Genomic DNA, 20140 nt, shown 5'->3' with positions numbered 1-20140 from the left:
GTCACATCAATACGACGGCCATCGCCTCGCGTCGCCGGACGGCGATCGTGATGTTGTCCACACGGACGGCGATCGGATCACGGCCGATGATCCCTTCGTGCAGCACTTCGATTTTGGCGCCCTCGACGAAACCCAGCTCGATCAGCCGGCTTTCGAGTTCCACCGGCTGAAGCGCGGACGCCACCTTTTCCGAATCGATCGCCTGGACGACGCCGCGATAACCGCGCCGCGCATTCCCGAGCAGGATGGGCTGGTGGCCGTTGTGATGCAGCTTTGAGGTCATCGCTCGTTCTTCCAATCGTCGCCGCGGAGGTCAAGAGATTCAGCGCTGCGTCGATCGGAGTTTAGAACGATTGTAACAGGCGCTATCAATTCGCATCTAAGCCGGAACTGACGAATATTGGATTGATCCAGCACAATTATGACTTTGTTTCAGAGGGCCTCTAAGTCGACGCCCTGCGAGGGGCAGTCGCAGTCGCCTGCTGCCGATCGGCCGGCGCCGTGACGGCTTCCATAAACCATAGAGCGCGATGGCCGACCTTCACCAAGCCTGATTAAGGCTTCGGGAGCGCAACCATGAGAGGCTGCCGCCGACGCCGGGGCAGCCCTGCCCTGCCGTCAGACGCGACGGCACCGGTCAGTTCGGGATTTGACATGAAGAAGCAGCCCTCTCGAAGCCGCCGCAAGACCAAGCCGGCGGCGGCGTACTCCACCTCGCTGACGACTGTGATCGCCCACAACCTGGCGAATATGGCGACGGTGTTCGCGTCGTCGGGGTCGGTGCTGCTTTGCCTGTTGATCGCCAGGCGCTTCTGAACCCGCAACGCCGGCAGATTGACCGGGCCGGTGGAGGTCGGACATTGCCCAATTCGGGTGGCTGTCGAACGAAACGGCCCGCGCGAGGCGGGCCGTTCGGTTCCGATGGGCGGCTGTCCGCTTACGCGGCTGCGAGCTTGAGCGAATTGCGCCAGTTCGGGTACAGCGCATCGGCATCGTGCGGGAAGCTCTCGAAGGCGCGGGCGAATTCGCGATGATCCTTGGCGAATTCGACCGGATCGGCGCCAGCCTTCCAGCACTGCTCAGCCTGCCGCAGCGACTTGGCGCCCGCCGCGCCGCCGTCGATATGGCCGAAGGCGCCGCCGCCCGCGGTCATGATCAGGTTGGAGTGGCCGAGATTGTCGAAGAAGCCGGGCATCCGCAGCGCGTTCATGCCGCCGGAGATGATCGGCGTGGTCGGATTCATGCCGAGCCATTCCTGGTGGAAGAACGGTCCGTCCGCCGAGTCTTCGGTGATCATGTAGGCCATGGCGCGATCGGCGGCTTCGCCTTCCATCTTGCCGAAGCCCATGGTGCCGGTGTGGATGCCGGAGGCTCCCTGCAGCCGGGCCATCTTCGACAGCACGAATGCGGTGTAGCCGCGCTTTGACTGCGGCGAGGTCACCGCGCCGTGGCCGGCGCGATGATAGTGCAGATACTGCTTCGGGAACGCGCGGCGCGCCGTGGTCACCGCGGCGGGGCCGGCGACATAGCCGTCGACCAGGAAGGCGACGTGGTCGGCGTTGTCGGCGAAGGTCTCGAGGATGTATTCGCCGCGCGCCACCATCTCGTAGTGATCGTCGGCGGTGATGTTGAACGAGAACAGCTTCGGCTCGCCGGTCTTGTCCTGGGCGCGGCGCATCGCCTCGTTGACCGCCCGCACCGTCTCCTTGAACGGCGCAAACACCTGATTGCCCTGCGGTTCGTCGTTCTTGATGAAATCGCCGCCGAGCCAGAAATCGTAGCAGGCATCGGCGAAAGGCTGCGGCCGCAGGCCGAGCTTGGGCTTGATGATGGTGCCGACGATGAAGCCGCCGTCGACCACCGGCCGGCCGAGCACGCGCCACAGATCCCGGATCGTGGTCGAGGGGCCGTCGAACAGCCGCAGATACGCGGGCGGCACGTAGAAATCGTGCATCTTGGCGTATTCGACGTCGCCCATGCCCTGGTTGTTGCCGATCGTCAGCGTCAGGAACGAGGCGATCATCGCGCGGCCATCGATCACGTTGCGATCGAACAGTTCGATCGGGTAGGCGATCTTCATCACGTTGTTGGCTTCGTCGATCTCGTAGACCAGCGCATCGACGCCGCGGGTGAAGTCGTCGGTGGTGGAGACTTCGACATTGGTACCAGTCGAGGATTCGGCCGAAAAATGTGCGGCGGTCTGCAGGAAATTGCCGAAGCCGTCCTTCGGCTTCATGATGTAGGCGCACAGCACATGCCGCCCGCCCGCGATCAGATCGCTTTCTTTGAGGTTGAGGTTGGCGTAGCGGCTCGACTGGTCCATCGTGGTCTCCTGAATGGCGAGTGCGGGGCGGCCGGCGGCCGCTCCCGATTGTTTCGAACTACTCTGCGGCTCTTGCGACCTGGCCGATCTGCGGATCGAGCGCGCCGGATTTGTAGCGCTTGGCCATTTCCGACAGCGGGATCACCTTGATCTTCGAGGCGTGGCCGGCGGTGCCGAACTGTTCGAAGCGCAGCCGGCAGAGGTCGCGCATCGCGTCCATCGCGGGCTTGAGGAACTTGCGCGGATCGAACTCGGCCTTGTGCTCGGTCGCGATCTTGCGGAACACCCCGGTCATCGCCAGGCGACAGTCGGTGTCGATGTTGACCTTGCGGACGCCGTGCTTGATGCCGCGCACGATCTCCTCGACCGGCACACCGAACGTCTGCGGCATCGCGCCGCCGTATTTGTTGAAGGCTTCCTGCAGATCCTGCGGCACCGAGGACGAGCCATGCATCACCAGATGGGTGTTCGGCAGCCGGCGGTGAATCTCCTCGACCACCTTCATGGCGAGCACGTCGCCGTCGGGCTTACGCGAGAATTTGTAGGCGCCATGCGAGGTGCCCATCGCGATCGCCAGCGCATCGACCTTGGTGGCGCGGACGAAATCGACCGCCTGGTCCGGATCGGTCAGCAACTGCTCGCGGCTGACCTTGCCCTCGACGCCGTGACCGTCTTCCTGCTCGCCGCCGCCGTGCTCGAGCGAGCCGAGCACGCCGAGCTCGCCCTCGACCGAGGCGCCGACCCAATGCGCCATGTCGGTGACGCGGCGGGTGATGTCGACGTTGTACTCATAATCCGCCGCGGTCTTGGCGTCCGCCTTGAGCGAGCCGTCCATCATCACCGAGGTGAAGCCGTATTTGATCGCGGTGGCGCAGGTGGCTTCGTCGTTGCCGTGATCCTGATGCATGCACAGCGGAATGTCGGGATACATCTCCGCCAGCGCGTCGATCATCTTCGCCAGCATGATGTCGTTGGCGTAGGAGCGCGCGCCGCGCGAGGCCTGGATGATCACCGGCGCGTCGACCGCCGCCGCCGCCTCCATGATCGCCAGTCCCTGCTCCATGTTGTTGATGTTGAACGCGGGCACGCCATAGCCGTGCTCGGCGGCGTGGTCCAGCAATTGCCTCAAGGTGATACGCGCCATGATGGCTCCTGTCCTAAATGTTGAATGTCGATCTGGTGTTGATCGGTGTCATGCTGATCAATGTTTGCTGCGGGCGATCGCGGCCTTGGCCGCCTCCGTGACCGCATCCGCGGTGATGCCGAACTTCTGGTACAACACCGGCGCCGGCGCCGAGGCACCGAAGCCGGTCATGCCGACGAACGCGCCGCCATCGCCGATCCAGCGCCGCCAGTCGATGTCGCGCGCGGCCTCGATGCCGATCCGCGGCGCCGTGCCGAGCACGGCCGCACGATACGCGTCGTCCTGCTCGGCGAACAATTCGAAGCAGGGCGCCGAGACCACCGCGACCTTGATGCCTTCGCCGTCGAGCTTGCTCGCCGCTTCCAGCGCCAGTGACACTTCGGAGCCGGTGGCGATCAGTGTGACATCGCGCTTAGCCGGATCGATGACCAAATAAGCGCCACGCGAAACCGGGTTCCCCTCGACGCCGTTCGGCCGCGGCAGCATCGGCAGCGCCTGCCGCGACAGCGCCAGCACCGACGGCCGGCTGGTCTGCTTCAGGGCGCAGTCCCAGGCCTGCGCGGTCTCGATCGCATCCGCCGGACGGAACACCAGCAGGTTCGGGATCGCCCGCAGCGAGGCGACGTGCTCGACCGGCTGATGGGTCGGGCCGTCTTCGCCGAGGCCGATCGAATCGTGGGTCATCACGTGGATGACACGCACGCCCATCAGCGCCGCGAGGCGGATCGCCGGACGGCTGTAGTCGGCGAATACCAGGAAGGTGCCGCCATAGGGAATGAAGCCGCCGTGCAGGGCGATGCCGTTCATCGCCGCCGCCATGCCGAATTCGCGGATGCCGTAGTGCAGGTAAGCGCCGCCATAGGCACCGGGCTTGACCGACGCCGAGCCCTTGGCGTGGGTGAGGTTGGAATGCGTCAGATCGGCCGAGCCGCCGAGCAGATTCGGCGAGGCCGGCACCAGCGCGTTGATGGTGAGCTGCGACGCCTGCCTTGTGGCGATCGACGGCTGCTCGGCGGCGAAGCCGGCGATCAGCGCTTTCAGCGCGGGTTCGTAGTCGGCCGACAGCTTGCCGGCGAGCACGTTCTCGAAGCCGGTGCGCGTGGCCGCGTCGACGCTGCCGAGTCGCTCGGCCCAGGCCTGATGCGCGGCCTTGCCGCGGCTGCCATCCTCGCGCCAGCGCGCGAGGATGGCGTCCGGAATCTCGAACGGCGCGTGCGGCCAGTTCAATGCGGCGCGGGTCTTCTCGACCTCGTCGGCGCCGAGCGGCGCGCCGTGCGCCTTTTCGGTGCCCGCGACCTTGGGCGAGCCAAACCCGATGGTGGTGCGGCAGGCGATCAGCGTCGGCCGGTCGCTCTGCCTAGCCTGCTCGATCGCGGCCGCCACCGCTTCCGGATCATGGCCGTCGACCCGCGTGGTCGCCCAGCCCGACGCGGCGAAGCGCGCGAGCTGATCGTCCGAGCACGACAGCGAGGTGTCGCCGTCGATCGAGATGTGGTTGTCGTCCCACAGCACGATCAGGCGGTTGAGCTTGAGGTGCCCGGCGAGCGAGATCGCCTCGTGGCTGACGCCTTCCATCAGACAGCCGTCGCCGGCGATCACATAGGTATAGTGATCGACCAACGCGTCGCCGTAGCGCGCATTCAGCATTCGCTCGGCGAGCGCCATGCCGACCGAAGTGGCGAGCCCCTGGCCGAGCGGGCCGGTGGTGGTCTCGACGCCCTTGGTGTGGCCGTATTCGGGATGGCCGGGGGTCTTCGAGCCCCACTGCCGGAAGGATTTGAGCTGATCGATCGTGACCTCTTCGACGCCGGTCAGATGCAGCAGCGCGTAGAGCAGCATCGAGCCGTGGCCGGCGGAGAGCACGAAACGGTCGCGATCCGGCCAGGCCGGATCGGCGGCATCGAACTTCAGGAAGCGGGTGAACAGCACGGTGGCGACATCGGCCATGCCCATCGGCATGCCGGGGTGGCCGGACTTCGCCTTCTCGACCGCATCGATGGCGAGGAAGCGGATCGCATTGGCCATCTCGGCGTGGCTGACCTGGTCGTGGAGTTCGCGTGCGGGGATATTCAAGCCGGCCTCCCGGAAGTGGAATGATGACGCATGTTTATTTCACGCCGCGCTTGCGATCGACCAGTTGCATGATCAACGGCGTCAGGATGAGCTGCATGGCGAGATCGAGCTTGGCGCCATGGATTACGATCGAGTTGGCGCGCGACATGAAGCTGCCCTGGATCATCGACAGCAGATAGGCGAAATCGATTCCGCGCGGGTCCTTGAAGCGGATCACCACCATCGACTCGTCGGCAGTCGGGATCCACCGCGCGATGAACGGGTTCGACGTATCGACCGTCGGCACGCGCTGGAAATTGATGTCGGTCTCGGCGAATTGCGGCACGATGTAGTGCACGTAGTCCGGCATCCGGCGAAGGATGGTGTCGGTCACCACCTCGGTGGTGTAGCCGCGATCGGCGCGGTCGCGGTGCAGCTTCTGGATCCACTCCAGATTGATCACCGGCACCACACCGATCTTGAGGTCGGCGTGTTGCGCAACGTTGACTTTCTCGGTGATCACCGCGCCGTGCAGACCTTCGTAGAACAGCAGATCGGAATCCGCCGGCAGCGAGTGCCAGTCGGTGAAATTGCCGGGGGCAACGCCGTGAACCGCGGCTTCCTTGTCGTCATGGACGTAGGTGCGGGTCTTGCCGGTGCCGGTGGTGGCGTAGTCGCGGAACGTCGTCTCCAGTTCCTCGAACAGATTGGTCTCGGGGCTGAAATGGCTGAAGTGCCGGTTTCCCAGCGCGGCCTCCTCGGCCATCTTGGTGCGCATGTCGACGCGGTTGTAGCGGTGAAACGCATCGCCTTCGATGTAGGCGGCGTTGACGTTCTCGCGACGGAAGATCTGCTCGAAGGTCCGCTTGACGGAGGTCGTTCCGGCGCCGGAGGAGCCGGTGATCGAGATGATCGGATGCTTACGGGACATGGATTCACATTTCCAACAATTGGGGACTTGGTTCAGGTCCGGAACAGGCCGCGGCGCCCGAACAACGGCGCTGTGCGTGAGGCCGCGGCCGGATCGAGGTGCAGCTCGACGATACGATGGACCTTGTCACTCGACCCCATGATCAGCGGCGAGCGCTGGTGGGTCGTGCTCGCGACGACGTCGAGAACGCGTTCGCGGCCGGTGGAGGCGGCCCCGCCGGCCTGCTCCATCACGAATGCCATCGGATGGGTCTCGTAGAGAACACGCAGCCGGCCTTCGCCGTAGCCGGGCCGCGAATCCGCCGGATACAGGAACACGCCACCGCGGGTGAGAATGCGATAGGCCTCCGCCACCAGCGAACCGATCCAGCGCATGTTGAAGTTCTTGGCGCGCGGACCGTCGGTCCCGGCCAGACACTCGTCGACGAAATCGCGCACCGGCTGCTCCCAGTGGCGATGGTTGGAGGCGTTGATAGCGTATTCGGCGGTGTCGGCCGGCACCTGGACGCGCTCGCGGATCAGTCGATAGGTCTTCGCGGCGCGGTCGAGCGTAAAGATGTCGACGCCGTCGCCGAGCGTCAGCACCAGCGAGGTCTGCGGCCCGTAGACCACGAAGCCGGCGGCGAGCTGGCAGCTGCCCGGTGCGGTGAACGGCGCCACCCCGGGCTCGTTCGGAATGACCGAGAAGATCGTCCCGACCGTCATATTGGTGTCGATATTCGACGAGCCGTCGAGCGGATCGTAGGCGATCGAGATCGGTGCCTGCGGATCGCCCATCAGCAGCGTGTCGGACTCCTCGGAGGCCAATGCCGCATAGGGAACGTTCTTCAGCGCCGCGACGATGGCGGCCTCGGCGCGGACGTCGAGATCCTTCTGGACGTCGCCGTCCGCATTGCTCGCGCCATGGGCCGCGCCGGTGATCCCGGCCAGCGCGCCCTGCCCGATCAGGTCGGAGATTTCGATCGACGCCTCGGCGATCGCGCCGACAGCCGCGGCAACCGCGCGCGTGCGCGCGTCCGTCCCGTAAGAGTCCAAAAGACGCGATAACGTCTGACCCTGATCCATCCCTTAAACCCCCAACCACGCCGTCCGGCCAAATTGTCGCAGCGAGCCCATCACCCGGGGGTTGTGGGCTCAACCACGGCATAAGAGAAATTTCATTTTCCTTGCTACCGCCGCAAGAAATCTTATATCTCTTACCCTACTTAAATACCTTATGCGGTGTAAGGCCTAGGCCATCCATGCACCCGGCAATTGGCACCCGCCGTGATCTAAATCAGAAGCGCGAGGTCACGATCAGCCTGATCTCGTCGTCGGTCAGCACCACCGGATTGGTCTTCATGCTGGACCCACGGCTGGCCGCGACGATCCGATCGACGTCCGCGGCGGCGACGCCGAGCGACGACAGCCTCGGCAGCGACAGGCGCTGCGTCCAGTGCCGCAGCGTGCGCAGCAGAGCGTCGCGATCCTGCGCCGCGCCGCTGCCGGAGCCGCCGCACAGCAGGCGGCCGATCTCGGCGTATTTCGCCAGCGCCGGATGTTGCGGCGCACGCGCTTCCATTGCGGCGATATTGACGCGAGTGGCATCCGCGACCAGCGTGCCGCACACCACGCCGTGGCCGATCGGGAAGAACGCGCCGAGCGGCGAGGCCAGACCGTGCACAGAGCCGAGCCCGGTCTGCGCCAGACAGATGCCGGACAGCAGCGAGGCGTAGGCCATCTGCGTGCGCGCCTCGCCCGCGGCGTCGCCGCCATCGTACCAGGCGAGCAGGCCGTCCCGCACCGCGCGCAGGCCGGACAGCGCCAGCGCGTCGGTGAACGGATTGGCGCGGGTCGAGACGTAGGATTCGAGCAACTGGGTCAGCGCGTCCATGCCGTTGGCCGCGATCAGCGCTGGCGGGCAGCCGGCCAACAGTTCTGGGTCGACCAGCGCGATCTCGGCCACCAGCGCCTCATCGCGGAACGATTTCTTGAAGCCATCGGGGCCGTGACGGGACAACACCGCGTTCTTGGTCGCCTCGGAGCCGGTGCCGGCGGTGGTCGGCACCGCGATGAACGGCGTCGCCGGGCCTCGATAGGGCAGTTCGGGGCCGACGCCTTCGAGATGGTCCATCACCGAATTGCCGGGCTTCAGCAGCCCGGCGATCGCCTTGGCGGCATCGAGCGCGCTGCCGCCGCCGAGGCCGATCACGACGTCGATCTCGGCGCGGCGACACTCCCGCACGGCGTCGTCGACCATCTCGGGCGACGGCTCGCCGCGGATCGGCACCCGCGCGATACTGAAGCTCTGGTCGCGCAACGCGGCCAGCAACGGCGCCGTATAGGAGGCATGATCGAACGAGCGTGCACCGGTGACCAGCAGCAGGCGCTTGCCGTAGACGGCTGCGAGGCTCGGCAACCTCGCGATGGCGCCTGCGCCGAATTCGATGCGGGGCAGACGGGCGATCGAGAAAGGCAGGATCATCACGCGCTCGGACACAGGCCCGCGCAGGCCGCGCGGGGCTTCGACACGGCGTGAGGTTTAGCAGCCCGCGCGCTACGGCGCGAGATATTGCAACAGCCGCGGGTCGTTGCGGACTTCGTCGGCGGTGCCGGTCAGCGCGACGCGACCGCGATCCAGCACATAGGCGCGGTCGGCAACGCGCAGCGCCAGGTCGAGGTGCTGCTCGACGATGATGACGGCGATGTCCTTGGCCAGCGCGATCAGCCGGTCGGTGATCTCTTCGATCACGCCGATCCAGACGCCTTCGGTCGGCTCGTCGAGCAACAGCACGCGCGGCTCCGACAGCAACGCGCGGCCGATCGCCAGCATCTTGCGCTCGCCGCCCGACAGCGTGCCTGCGGCCTGATCGAGCCGTTGCCCGAGTTTCGGGAACATCTCCAGCACGCGATCGACCGCGCGGCTGTCCTTGTTGGTCAGGGCACCGACCGCGAGATTGTCGCGGATCGACAGCCGCGCGAACACCGGATGGTCCTGCGGCACATAGCCGAAACCGGCGCGAATGCGCTGCTCGGTCGGCAGTTTCGTGACCTCCCGCGCATCGAGCGAAACGCTGCCGCGCTTCACCGGCAATTCGCCCATGATCGCCTTCATCAGCGTGGTCTTGCCGGCGCCGTTGCGGCCCAGAATGGCGACGCCGCCGCGCCACGGCGCCGACATCGAGACGCCGAACAGCACCTGACTACGGCCATAGCCGGCGTCGAGATCGCGAACGTCGAGATACTGATCCTCAGGCACGGCGCAGATAAACCTCTTGAACCTTGGGGCAACTCTGAATCTCCGCGATCGTCCCGCTGTTGAGCACCGCGCCCTGATCGAGCACGGTGAGCCGGTCGCAGATATCGCGGATGAAATCGAGATCGTGCTCGACGATCACCAGTGAGCAGCGCGACTTGATCGGCGCCAGCAATTCGCCGGTGACGCGGCGCTCTTCGAGGCTCATGCCGCCGGTCGGCTCGTCGAGCAGCAGTAGTTTGGGTTCGGGCGCCAACGCCATCGCGATCTCCAACCATTGCTGCTGGCCGTGCGACAACGCCGAGGCATGCTCGCCGGCGCGATCGACCAGCCGGAACTGCTCCAGCATCGCCATCACCTTGTCGTGCAGCAGCCCGCGGGTGCGCGAGAACATCAATTTCGTCAGCGCGGTCTGGCCCTGCAGCGCCAGCAGGACATTGTCGTAGAGCGTCAACGCCGGCAGCACGCTGGTGATCTGGAATTTCAGGCTCATGCCAGCGCGGGCGCGCTCGGCCGGCGTCGCCGCGGTGATGTCTTGCCCGCCGAAGGTGACTTTGCCCTCGGTCGGCACCTCGGCGCCGGCGATGCACTTCATCATCGTGCTCTTGCCGGAGCCGTTTGGACCGATCAGGCCGTGGAACTCGTTGGGCTGCACGATCAGCTCGGCGCCATTCAACGCGGTGAGCTTGCCGAAGATCTTCTTCAGGCCGCGCGCTTCAAGCAGAGCCATGATCGCGCTCCTTCCGGTGCGGTTTCGGCGGCCGGCCGAAATTGCCGATCCGTTCGCTGTGGCTGACGATCAGGCTGATCAGCCCGGCCGGACGGAACAGGATCACCAGCAGCATCAGGCAGCCGAGGATGATCGGCCAGATGTCCTGGTAGGAGTTGGACAGCCAGAACGACACGATCTCGATGACGACCGTGCCGATCACCGCGCCGATCAGCGTGCCGGAGCCGCCGAACAATACATACAGCACCACCTGGGTCGACATCACAACGCCGAGCATGTTCGGCCAGACGAAGCCTTCGTGGAAGGCGTAAAGGCTGCCCGCGAGGCCCGCGATCGCGCCGGCGAGCGAGAAGATGATCGCCTTGATGTGTTGCACCTGGTAGCCGAAAAAGGCGATGCGCTGCTCGTTCTCGCGCAGGCCCGCGAGCGCGAGCCCGAATTGCGACTTGGTCAGGAAGCGGCAGCCGAGATAGACCAGCAGCAGGATCGCCAGCACGAAATAGTAAAACACCGGCCCTTCGGTGAGATCGTAGCCGCCGATCTGCATCGGCGGGATCGAGGGAATGCCGTTCTGGCCGCCGAGATAGTACCAGCCACGCGCCAGCCGATCGAACGCATAGGAGCCGGTGAGCGTACCCAGCGAGACGAAGATGACGCTCGACGGATTGCGCCCGAGCAGCAGGAAGCCGCCGATCAGCAGCGCGATGCTGAATCCGATCAGCACGCCGGCTGGAAGCACCAGCAGCATCGAGGTGACGTTGAGATCGCGTGCCAGCAACGCGACGCCGTAGCCGGCCGAGCCGAAGAACACCGCCTGGCCGAAGCTCATGATGCCGGAATAGCCCCACACCAGATCGAACGACAGCGCGAACAGGCACAGGATTAGCACCCGCGTGCCGAACACCGTGAGATAATCCTGCAGCACCAGCGGCAACAGCAGCCCGATCGCGAGAACGACCACCTCGATAATCGGCAGCACCTTCAGGCGGCGCCCGGTGCGAGGCGCGGTGAACTGCGCAGCCGTCGAAGAAGTATCCGTCATCGATACGCCAGGGTGCTGAATGGGGGTGACGCGTGCGAGGAGAGCGCCGCATGGTCCGCGGGCATCGTCGTCGTAAATAAGCAGAGCGCTGCCGCACGCACGCCCTCTCCCCGCGTGCGGGGAGAGGGATGGGGTGAGGGGGCGTTTCCGCGAGTCCGAGCGGCTCGGCCTTGCTGAGCCGCCCCCTCACCCGACCGGCTTCGCTGCGCTACGCCGGTCGACCTCTCCCCGCACGCGGGGAGAGGCGCAGGCCGTGCGCGTGGAGAACGCCGCTGCGAACCCGCCATCAGCATTCCTTCGGATCCACCAGCCCCTTGCTGCGCTCGACGATCTCGTAGCTGCCGTTCTTGGCGACGGCGGTGTACATGTTCATCTTGCAGTGGCGTTTGCCGGGGACCATCTCGGCGGGGCCTCCCGGGCCTTCGGCGATCTTGGCGTGATCGAGCGCCGCGGCGACGCCGTCGCGGTCGATCTTGCCGGCTTCCTTCACCGCGGCTTCCCACAGCTTGAGGGCCCGATAGGTGCCGGTGGCGGCGCTGCCGGCCGCGAACAGGAAGTTGCCCGGGAACGCCTTTTCGTAGTCGGCCTGCAGCTTGGCGGAGAACGGCTCGTCCTTGGTGAGCGCCTTGAAGTAGTCGAGGCAGCTCGCCAGCCCTTCGATCTCCGCCGGCTGATTGATGCCGAGCGTGTTCTCGTCATAATACACGCAGGCGAGCCGGCCGCCGTTCTTGAGGAACCCCGCTTCATAAAGCTGCTTGAAGAACGGGCCGACACCGGGCGGGATCACGGTGTTGAACACCACATCGACCTTGTTGGAGATGATGCGGTTGACGGTCGACGAGAAGTCGATCTGATCAAGCGGGTAGTACTCCTCGAGCACCACTTCGCCGCCATTGGCCTCGATCACCTTGCGGGCATAGACGTTGAGCGTGTGCGGCCAGACATAATTGGCGGAGGGCAGCGCGAATTTCTTGCCGCCGTTCTTGATCAGCCACGGGATGAACTCGTCGCACTGCTGCGCCGGGGTCGGGCCGGTGCAGAACAGGTTCGGCGTGCATTCCTTGCCTTCGTAGAGTTGCGGATAGATGTAGAGTGTCTTGCCGCGCGACACGATGACGTCCTTGATGGCGTTGCGCATCGACGAGGTGATGCCGCCGACCACGAGGTCGACCTTGTCGCGCTGGATCAGCTTGCGGACGTTGCCGACCGCGACGGCCTCGTTGGACGCGGTGTCCTCGATGAAGAGTTCGATCGGCCTGCCGAGCAGGCCGCCGGCGTCGTTGATCTGCTTGATCACCATCTTGGCGACGTTGGCATCGGCGTTCCCGGCATAACCCATCGGGCCGGTGAGGTCGGTGCCGATGCCGACCTTGATCGGGCCGGCGGCGGCGTTGGCCCAGCCGGCCGGGACGACCCAGCTGCCGACGCCGGTGGCGATCGCGGTGCCGGCGAAGGCGAAGTTGGAGAGGAAACGGCGGCGGGTGAACGCGTGTTTGTTGTCGCTGGACATCAGGCTAGATCCCTTTTCCCGAAACGAGGCCCTGCGGCCGGAACTTGATGAAGATGATGGCGAGGACGAAGACGAGCACGTCGGCGACGACCGGCTGGATCACCCAGGGCAGCGCCGCGGACAGCGTGCCGATCACCGCCGCGCCGGCGACCGGGCCTGCGAACGATCCGATGCCGCCGACCATCACGGCGACGAAGCCCTGGATCAGGAAGCGCAGGCCGAGATCGGCGAACAGCGAGAACACCGGTACGATCAGCGCACCGGCGAGGCCCGCCAGCGCCGCGCCGAACGCAAAGGTTGCGCCATAGATCGCGTTGGTGGAGATCCCCGAGGCGCGCGCGAGCGCTGGATTCTCCAATGAGGCACGGACCCGCAGGCCGAACGAGGTGCGCGACAGCAACAGATAACTCGCCACCATCACCAGCGCGGTGATGACGATGATCACCAGCCGCCAGGTCGAGAAATGCATCGCGCCCAGAGCAACTGAACCGCCGACCGGCTCCGGCACGGAGATATAGAGACCGCCGATCAGGCCACGGACGATTTCGCGAATGATCAGGCCGAGCGCATAGGTCCCGAGCATCGCCACGATCGGCGCGGCGTAGAATCTGCGAACGATCAGACGTTCGAGCACGAAGCCCAGCGCGCCGACGACGAACGGCGCCGCCACCATGCCGAGCCACACCGGCAGCCCGGCCGTGTAAGCGAGATAAGTGACGTAAGCGCCGAGCAGGACGAATTCGCCCTGCGCGAAATTGAAGATCCCCATCATGCTGGCGATGATCCCGAGCCCCAGCACCACCAACACGACGATGGCGCCGAAGCTCAGGATTTCGAACAAAGCGACGAGCAGATTTTCCATTCGTTCTTACCGGATGGGGTGGCAAGCGTTGCGACGTGGGGGCGATCCGGACAACCGGTCGACGCTTGTCCGGATCACGGCGCTCACATCGTCTTCCAGTCGCCGGACTGCTCGAAGGCGTGCGCCGCGCGATAGATCGTCGGCTCGTCGAAATGCTTGCCGATCAACATCAGCCCGACCGGCAGGCCGTCGACCATGCCGCAGGGCAGCGACATCGCCGGGTGATGGGTGATGTCGAACGGCGCGGTGTTGCTGATCATCTCGAAGGCGCGGCCGATGACCTCCTCGCGGCTGGCGCCGGGCGGCGGCAGCGGCGTCGCCTTCATCGGCGTCGTCGGCATCAGCAGCAGATCGAACTTCGCCAGCGCCGCATCATAGGCGGCGGTGACCCGGCGCGAGATGTTCTGCGCCTTGCCGTAATAGCGCGGGCCGAATGTGTTGTTGATGTAGGTGCCGAACAGCAGCATCATCTTGGTGGTTTCGGACAGCGAATCCGCCTGTTCGCGCCAGCCGCGATGCGCCTTCATGAGCGCGGTGGAATACAGATCGGGACGGCTGAGGCCGTAACCGTCACCGAACATCATGGTCTGCGTCATGCCCTCGGTTCCGATCGGCATCCACACCGCGGCGGCGAGATTGTGCGCTGGGATCGAGATCTCCTCGACGGTGGCGCCGAGGCTCGCGAGCCGCTTGGCGGCCTCGCGCACGCTCTCGTTGACCGCCGGCTCGGCGCCGGCCTGTTCGAAGCCTTCGCGGACGATGCCGATCTTCATGCCCTTGACGCCGCCGCCGAGCGCTTTGGTGTAGTCGTGGACGACCGGTGCGCGGATCCGTGGATCGTAGCCGTCGTCGCCCGCGAGCACTTCCAGCAACAGCGCATTGTCCGCGACGCTCGCGGTCATCGGGCCGGTGTGATCGACGAAGATTTCGATCGGCATGATGCCGGTGTAGGGCACCAGGCCCCATGTCGGCTTCATGCCGTAGATGCCGCTGAACGACGCCGGCATCCGGATCGAGCCGCCCTGGTCGCCGCCGATCGCCATGTCGGCCTCGCCGAGCGCGACCACGACGGCACTGCCCGACGACGAACCGCCGGCCGAATAGCCCATCTTGTGCGGATTGTGCACCGGACCGTTGGAGCCGGTGTGGCTGCCGCCGGACATGCAGAAATGTTCGCAATGCGTCTTGCCGAGAATTTCGCCGCCGGCATCGAGAATCCGCATCACGACGGTCGCGTCGAAATCCGGGACGAAGCCTTCGAGCGTCGAGGAGCCGTTCATCATCGGCACGCCGGCCAGCATGATGTTGTCCTTGAGCGCGATGGTCTTGCCTGTCAGCTTGCCCGACGCGGCGCCCTTCACGCTCGACTTGCGGTACCAGGCGTTGCGCGGATTCTCGTCGGAGTCCGGCGAGTAGCCGGGCGTGCGCGGATACTTCACCAGCGGCACTTCGTCCGGCAACGCGGCGACGACATTGTAGGCATCGACCGAGGGCTGCATCAGCGCGCGGAAGGACATCACGTCCTCATCGGTGAGCGACAGGCCGCACTGATCGGCGACGTCGAGAAGCTGCGTGGGGGTGGGAAGTGAAACGGCCAAGGTTGTCCTCCTGCGCATGAGCAGACCGGCGGCGCCGGTCCGGGGAAGACCGGCTGCGGCTCGCGGGCCGCCGCGTCATGGATACTACATACGGAAATATTTTCCGTTTCAAGTATTATTTTGCGATCGGTCCTCTCTACCCGATGCGGCCGCCTCAGAACGTGCGGATCAGCTTGAAATCGAGGCCGTCGGCTTCGGCGAGATGGATCGTCATCCGCGCACGGCCGTCGCGGATCGTCACGGCGCCGCGCGCGCCGTTGTAGACGACGTTCTTGGCCGCGGAGAGCAATGGACGCGCGGCCAGCGTCTGCGCCTTGTCGGCGACGGCCTCCAGGAATCGCAAGCCTTCGTAGTTGGATTGTCCGACAGATCCGATAGGCGGCGCGGTCGGCCCGAAAGCCCTCAGGCAGGCAGCGCGGAATTGATCGTTGGCGCTGGAGTCGTGGCAGCCGAAATAGCCCGAGGCGCAGAACAGGTTCTCGGTGTTGTCGGCGCCGATGCCGAGCAGCACGGTCTCGTCCATCGCGCCGGCAAGCCGCAGAGTGCCACCGGCCAGCCCGCATTCGGCGAAGGCGCGATTGAAGGTGACGCTGTCGGCGCCGATCAGCGAGATCAGCACCACGTCGGGACGCGCGGCGCGAATACGCGCGAGATGGCGCTCGTGATCGTCCTCGCCGAGCGGCACGAATTCCTCGCCGACCACCTGGCCGCCGGCGTTCTTAATGTATGTCTTGACCGCGCGATGCGACAGCCAGGGCCAGACATAGTCGCTGCCGATCAGATACCAGCGCTGCGCCTTCTTGACCTGGGTGAGCCAGTCGATCGCCGGCCGGCTCTGCCAGCGCGGCGTCTCGCCGATCGCCATCACGCCGGGCGTGCGTTCGCCGCCTTCATAGACCGGCGTGTAGATGTACGGCACGCGGCCGCGGATCGCCTTGCGCAGCGCGACGCGGACCGCACTGATATGCGAGCCCATCACGATGTCGACGTCGTCGAAATCGACCGCCTGCGCCACCCGCCGCGCGACATCCTCGATCGGACCGCCGGCGTCGCACATCACCAACTCGATTTCGCGGCCGAGGATCCCGCCGCGTTTGTTGATTTCGGCGGCAGCCAGCAGCGCGGCATTGCTCGAGGCAGGCCCCCAGATTCCCGGCGCGCCCTGAAAAGTGACGAAATTGGCGATGCGCAATTTGTTGCGCGCCCGACGCGCCGCGGCACCGGCGCCGTCGCCCGGCCCTTCCACCCACGCCGCGTCGGCGAGCGAAGATGCCCTCTCAAGCAACCCGAGCGGCGGCGCAAGCCCGGCGCCACCGCCTCCGCAATCCCCGATCGAAAGCACGCCCTCTCCTGTCTTGGCGCAGGGCCGTCCCGCGAAAGTCCGACCCCGCACGGCATTCGATGCTATTCGAAAATATTGAACATTCAACAATTGATGTGCATATAGATGCAGCAATCGCAGCATCTGATTCATTCAAGTCGAACGATAAAGTCTCAGCCCGTGGCCAGATCGCCCAGTTCCAACCCGCCGATCACCGAGCATCTCGCTTATCTGCTGGCGCAGGCCAACCGGGAGATCAACCGTCAGCTCGAGGCACGGCTGCGCGACGAAGGCGTTCCGGTCGAGCAATGGCGCATCCTCAAGGTCCTGTCCGACGGCAAGGGCCATTCGATGGGCGACCTCGCCGAGGAAGTGCTGCTCAACCACCCGACCCTGACCAAGATGATCGACCGCATGGTGTCGGACTCGCTGGTGTATCGCGTGCAGGCCCCGGACGATCGTCGCAAGGTGCTGATGTATTCGTCCGAACGCGGCAAGGCCCTGACCCAACGTCTCAACGCGCTCGCGCTCAGCCAGGAAGCGCATATCGCCGAGAACTACGGCGACAAGGCCACCGCCGAACTGAAGCGGCTGCTGGAGAGCCTGATCGACACCGCGACCTGACGCCGGATCGCTCGCGCTCCACACTTGGCGTCTCTCACGGGCGCCTCCGACCTGGTCGGTTCTTCACCGAATTCAGGAACGTCCTGTCGGCCTCGATACGCTCCTCGAGGAAAGTGATGACGGCTTTGATGCGGGCGATGTGGAGCAGGTCCTCATGGACCGAGAGCCAGATATCGCGGGTCGTGAACAGTTCCGGCATGACCGGACGCAGCTCGGAGCGACCTGAGGCCACATAGGTGGGCAGCATCGCGATTCCCTGCCCTGCGGACACGGCGATGGATTGCGCGACCAGGCTGGTGCTGCGAAAGATCGTATGCGGTGGTCGCAACACATCGGAGAGCCAGCGATTCTCCTTGCTGTAGATGTGATCTTCGATGAAGTCGATGAAGGCGTGGTCTTCCAGTTCCTTCTGCGTTCGCGGCTCGCTCCGGCCCTCGAAATACCGATTGGACGCGTACAACGAAATTCGGAACTCGCCGACCTTCTTGATCGACAATCGCTTGCCGTGAGGCCTGAAGAAACTGACGAAGATATCGGCCTCGCGACGGCTGAGGTCGAGCAGGCGGGTATCGGTGATCAGTTCGATCTGGATCGACGGATAGATCTTATTGAAGTCGACGATGCAGGGCGTGAGATAGAAGCTGCCGATGCCTTCCATCGCCGCGATCCGGACCGCACCGCCGGCATCGGCGGTGTCGGTGCCGATCGCCTCGACGATCGCGTTCGCCTGGCTTTCCATGCCCTCGGCATATTGCAGTAGCCGCATGCCTATTTCGGTCAGGCTGAAGCCGGATTTGCTGCGCTTGAACAGCGTCGAATTCAGGCTTCGCTCGAGCTCCCGGATGCGCCGGCTGACGGTGGTGTGGTCGACCTTCAGCTTGGCCGCGGCGCGCACCAGGCTGCGTTGCCGGGCCACCTCGAGAAAGTAGACGACATCGTTCCAGTCATAGCGGATCTTGCGTTGTGTCTTGGCCACGTGCTCTGCCGTCCTGCGGGGCGACCGGCGCTGCTGCGCCGATCGCGCGACCGTCATCGGCCGGTCACCCGTCAAGTGGCTAGGCCGCGACGATCGGAGCGTAGGTCTCCACCAGCCGGTTGGCAAACATGTCGACCTTCGGGATCATCAGCTTCTGGCGGCAGACCGCCAGATCTATGTGCTTGGGCATGACCGCGCCGAGTTTCATCACCCGCGGAGCGGCGATGTTGATGTCCCATTGCGGGAAGCCGGTCGGCGGGATCACGACGCTGCCGCCCGGATACGGGCTGTCGACGCGGTTGGCGAGCACGACCGCCACCCGGTTGTCCTCGGCGCGCGGCACGGCGATGAGCTCGCGCTCGAACGGCTCGCGCAACGCGGCGGGCCACAGAATGATATCGGCGCCGCCGATCGCGAGACAGCGCGAGGTCTCCGGAAACACCGCATCGTAGCCCGACATCACGCCGATGCGGCCGAACGGCGTCTCGAACACCGGATAGTCACGGCCAGCGGCCGCCCACCGGCGCTCTTCGGCGGTGAGATGTGTCTTGCGGTAGCGGCCGATCTCCTTGCCGTCGGGGCCGATCAGCACGGTGGTCACATAGAGCCCGGCGGCGGCGCGCTCGATGACCGGCGCCGCGATCAGGCAGCCGTAGCGCGCGGCGATCTTCGCGACTGCCGCCAAATTCTCCGCCGTCCGGTCGGCCTGCTCGGACGCCTCCTCGACGGAAAGGATGTAGTGCTCGGAGAATGCGTATTCCGGCAGCACCAGCACCTTGGCGCCGAGCTTGGCGGTGTGGTCGACCATGTCGAGCACCTCCGCGACGCTGCATTCCGGCGTGACGTGAATCTGCACCGCCGCCACCTTGGTGACGGATTTCGACGGGATCAGCGGACGATCGGCGACGCCGTAGACCGGGGTCTGCTCGTACGGCAGCGCCATGATGCCGTAGGTCTCCGGACGGCGATCGGCGATCTTGTCGTTGGCGGTGTAGATCGATTTGTCGGCGGCGGCGTCGAGATCGATCGTCGCGATCGACATGCCGTGGGTGTCGTACGGCACCTTCGACAGCACCCGGCCCTTCGGATCGACGATCATGCTGCCGCCCGGATAGTAGATCGAGCGCTCGTAGCCCGCCTTGGTGGCGGCCACCAGCCAGACGCCGTTCTCGTAGCTTCGCGCCGGGCCCCACATGTCGGCCTGATCCATCGCGAAGAAATTGGCCATGTCGACGATCACCTCGGCGCCCTGCATCGTCATGGCGCGGAAGATTTCGGGGATGCGGCCGTCGAAGCAGATCAGCAGGCCGATCCTGCCGAGGTCGGTATCGACCACCGGGCAGCCGCGCTCGCCGAAGGCGAACCAGTTCTGATCGTGGGTGGCGAGAAACTGCTTGTGATAGTGGCAGGCGACCTCACCCTTGCGATCGAACATGATGCCGGTGTTGAAGATCTTCTCTTTGGCGGGATCCCATTCGGTGATGCCGCTGGCGATATAGACGCCGTGCTTGCGGCTGAGCGCCGCCAGCGCCTTGACGAACGGACCATCGGCCAGCGTCTCCGCCAGTTCGCGGCAATGCTCCGGCGAATCGAACAGATAGCCGGTGTCCATGCACTCCGGAAATACGATCAGCTCGGCGCCCTGGCGAACCGCGTCTTCGACGTAGCGAGTCGCGAGTGCGATGTTGAAGTCGAAATCGCCCAACTTGGCGAGTGTCTGCACCGCAGCGGCGCGAAACCGGCGCTTCGTCATGTCAGTCTCCAGGTTCTGATGGTGGTTCGGATTCCTCGGA

Annotated in this window: 18 protein-coding genes; 2 read left to right on the top strand and 16 right to left on the bottom strand. The window is 65.2% G+C overall.

Features of this window, described 5'->3' with window-relative positions:
• Nucleotide 1: 1 nt before the first annotated feature.
• Nucleotides 2–283, bottom strand: coding sequence for a FeoA family protein (locus tag RPB_RS04835; RefSeq protein ID WP_011439852.1), 282 nt, complete (start codon nucleotides 281–283; stop codon nucleotides 2–4).
• A 371-nt stretch (nucleotides 284–654) separates the two neighbouring features.
• Between RPB_RS04835 and RPB_RS24825 the strand changes: the two genes are divergently transcribed.
• Nucleotides 655–816 carry a hypothetical protein gene (locus RPB_RS24825; RefSeq protein WP_198135155.1) on the top strand — a complete coding sequence of 54 codons (162 nt, stop codon included), beginning with the start codon at nucleotides 655–657 and terminating at the stop codon, nucleotides 814–816.
• 121 nt (nucleotides 817–937) lie between these two features.
• On the opposite strand, the gene RPB_RS04825 is transcribed toward RPB_RS24825, so the two are convergent.
• The 13 genes from RPB_RS04825 to RPB_RS04765 all read right to left on the bottom strand — a co-directional run bounded on the left by RPB_RS04825 (nucleotide 938) and on the right by RPB_RS04765 (nucleotide 16768).
• Nucleotides 938–2323, bottom strand: coding sequence for a ribulose-bisphosphate carboxylase (locus RPB_RS04825; RefSeq protein WP_011439850.1), 1386 nt, complete (start codon nucleotides 2321–2323; stop codon nucleotides 938–940).
• Nucleotides 2324–2381: 58 nt separating this feature from the next.
• Complete coding sequence (fba, locus tag RPB_RS04820; RefSeq protein WP_011439849.1) at nucleotides 2382–3467, bottom strand: class II fructose-bisphosphate aldolase; 1086 nt, start codon at nucleotides 3465–3467, stop codon at nucleotides 2382–2384.
• A 57-nt stretch (nucleotides 3468–3524) separates the two neighbouring features.
• Nucleotides 3525–5540 carry a transketolase gene (gene tkt / locus RPB_RS04815; RefSeq protein WP_011439848.1) on the bottom strand — a complete coding sequence of 672 codons (2016 nt, stop codon included), beginning with the start codon at nucleotides 5538–5540 and terminating at the stop codon, nucleotides 3525–3527.
• A 34-nt stretch (nucleotides 5541–5574) separates the two neighbouring features.
• Nucleotides 5575–6450, bottom strand: coding sequence for a phosphoribulokinase (locus RPB_RS04810; protein ID WP_011439847.1), 876 nt, complete (start codon nucleotides 6448–6450; stop codon nucleotides 5575–5577).
• Between the two features lie 32 nt (nucleotides 6451–6482).
• Nucleotides 6483–7514, bottom strand: coding sequence for a class 1 fructose-bisphosphatase (locus RPB_RS04805; RefSeq protein ID WP_011439846.1), 1032 nt, complete (start codon nucleotides 7512–7514; stop codon nucleotides 6483–6485).
• A 211-nt stretch (nucleotides 7515–7725) separates the two neighbouring features.
• A complete protein-coding gene (locus tag RPB_RS04800; RefSeq protein ID WP_011439845.1) occupies nucleotides 7726–8913 on the bottom strand; it encodes an iron-containing alcohol dehydrogenase in 1188 nt (395 codons plus the stop codon).
• A 72-nt stretch (nucleotides 8914–8985) separates the two neighbouring features.
• Nucleotides 8986–9687: an ABC transporter ATP-binding protein gene (locus RPB_RS04795; RefSeq protein WP_011439844.1), complete on the bottom strand. Its 702-nt coding sequence runs from the start codon at nucleotides 9685–9687 to the stop codon at nucleotides 8986–8988.
• On the bottom strand, nucleotides 9680–10414 hold the full coding sequence (locus RPB_RS04790; protein WP_011439843.1) for an ABC transporter ATP-binding protein: 735 nt from the start codon (nucleotides 10412–10414) through the stop codon (nucleotides 9680–9682). The genes RPB_RS04795 and RPB_RS04790 overlap by 8 nt, the downstream gene beginning before the upstream one ends.
• Nucleotides 10401–11456, bottom strand: coding sequence for a branched-chain amino acid ABC transporter permease (locus tag RPB_RS04785; RefSeq protein ID WP_011439842.1), 1056 nt, complete (start codon nucleotides 11454–11456; stop codon nucleotides 10401–10403). The genes RPB_RS04790 and RPB_RS04785 overlap by 14 nt, the downstream gene beginning before the upstream one ends.
• Nucleotides 11457–11742: 286 nt before the next feature.
• A complete protein-coding gene (locus RPB_RS04780; RefSeq protein ID WP_011439841.1) occupies nucleotides 11743–12966 on the bottom strand; it encodes a substrate-binding protein in 1224 nt (407 codons plus the stop codon).
• 4 nt (nucleotides 12967–12970) lie between these two features.
• A complete protein-coding gene (locus tag RPB_RS04775; RefSeq protein ID WP_011439840.1) occupies nucleotides 12971–13828 on the bottom strand; it encodes a branched-chain amino acid ABC transporter permease in 858 nt (285 codons plus the stop codon).
• Nucleotides 13829–13911: 83 nt separating this feature from the next.
• The gene (locus RPB_RS04770) at nucleotides 13912–15426 is read right to left on the bottom strand and encodes an amidase (protein ID WP_011439839.1); all 1515 of its coding nucleotides are present in this window, start codon (nucleotides 15424–15426) and stop codon (nucleotides 13912–13914) included.
• Between the two features lie 154 nt (nucleotides 15427–15580).
• A complete protein-coding gene (locus RPB_RS04765; protein ID WP_011439838.1) occupies nucleotides 15581–16768 on the bottom strand; it encodes a substrate-binding domain-containing protein in 1188 nt (395 codons plus the stop codon).
• 159 nt (nucleotides 16769–16927) lie between these two features.
• Between RPB_RS04765 and RPB_RS04760 the strand changes: the two genes are divergently transcribed.
• Nucleotides 16928–17371: a MarR family winged helix-turn-helix transcriptional regulator gene (locus RPB_RS04760; protein WP_041797961.1), complete on the top strand. Its 444-nt coding sequence runs from the start codon at nucleotides 16928–16930 to the stop codon at nucleotides 17369–17371.
• A gap of 34 nt (nucleotides 17372–17405) precedes the next feature.
• On the opposite strand, the gene RPB_RS04755 is transcribed toward RPB_RS04760, so the two are convergent.
• Both RPB_RS04755 and RPB_RS04750 read right to left on the bottom strand, forming a co-directional pair.
• On the bottom strand, nucleotides 17406–18404 hold the full coding sequence (locus RPB_RS04755) for a LysR family transcriptional regulator (protein ID WP_011439836.1): 999 nt from the start codon (nucleotides 18402–18404) through the stop codon (nucleotides 17406–17408).
• Nucleotides 18405–18426: 22 nt separating this feature from the next.
• Nucleotides 18427–20100 (bottom strand): carbon-nitrogen hydrolase family protein, encoded by a 1674-nt coding sequence (locus RPB_RS04750; protein ID WP_011439835.1) that lies wholly within the window; start codon nucleotides 20098–20100, stop codon nucleotides 18427–18429.
• Nucleotides 20101–20140: the final 40 nt, after the last annotated feature.

It is taken from the genome of Rhodopseudomonas palustris HaA2 (assembly GCF_000013365.1).
Classification (GTDB): domain Bacteria; phylum Pseudomonadota; class Alphaproteobacteria; order Rhizobiales; family Xanthobacteraceae; genus Rhodopseudomonas; species Rhodopseudomonas palustris_J.
This window is presented reverse-complemented; position numbering and strand designations above follow the sequence as displayed.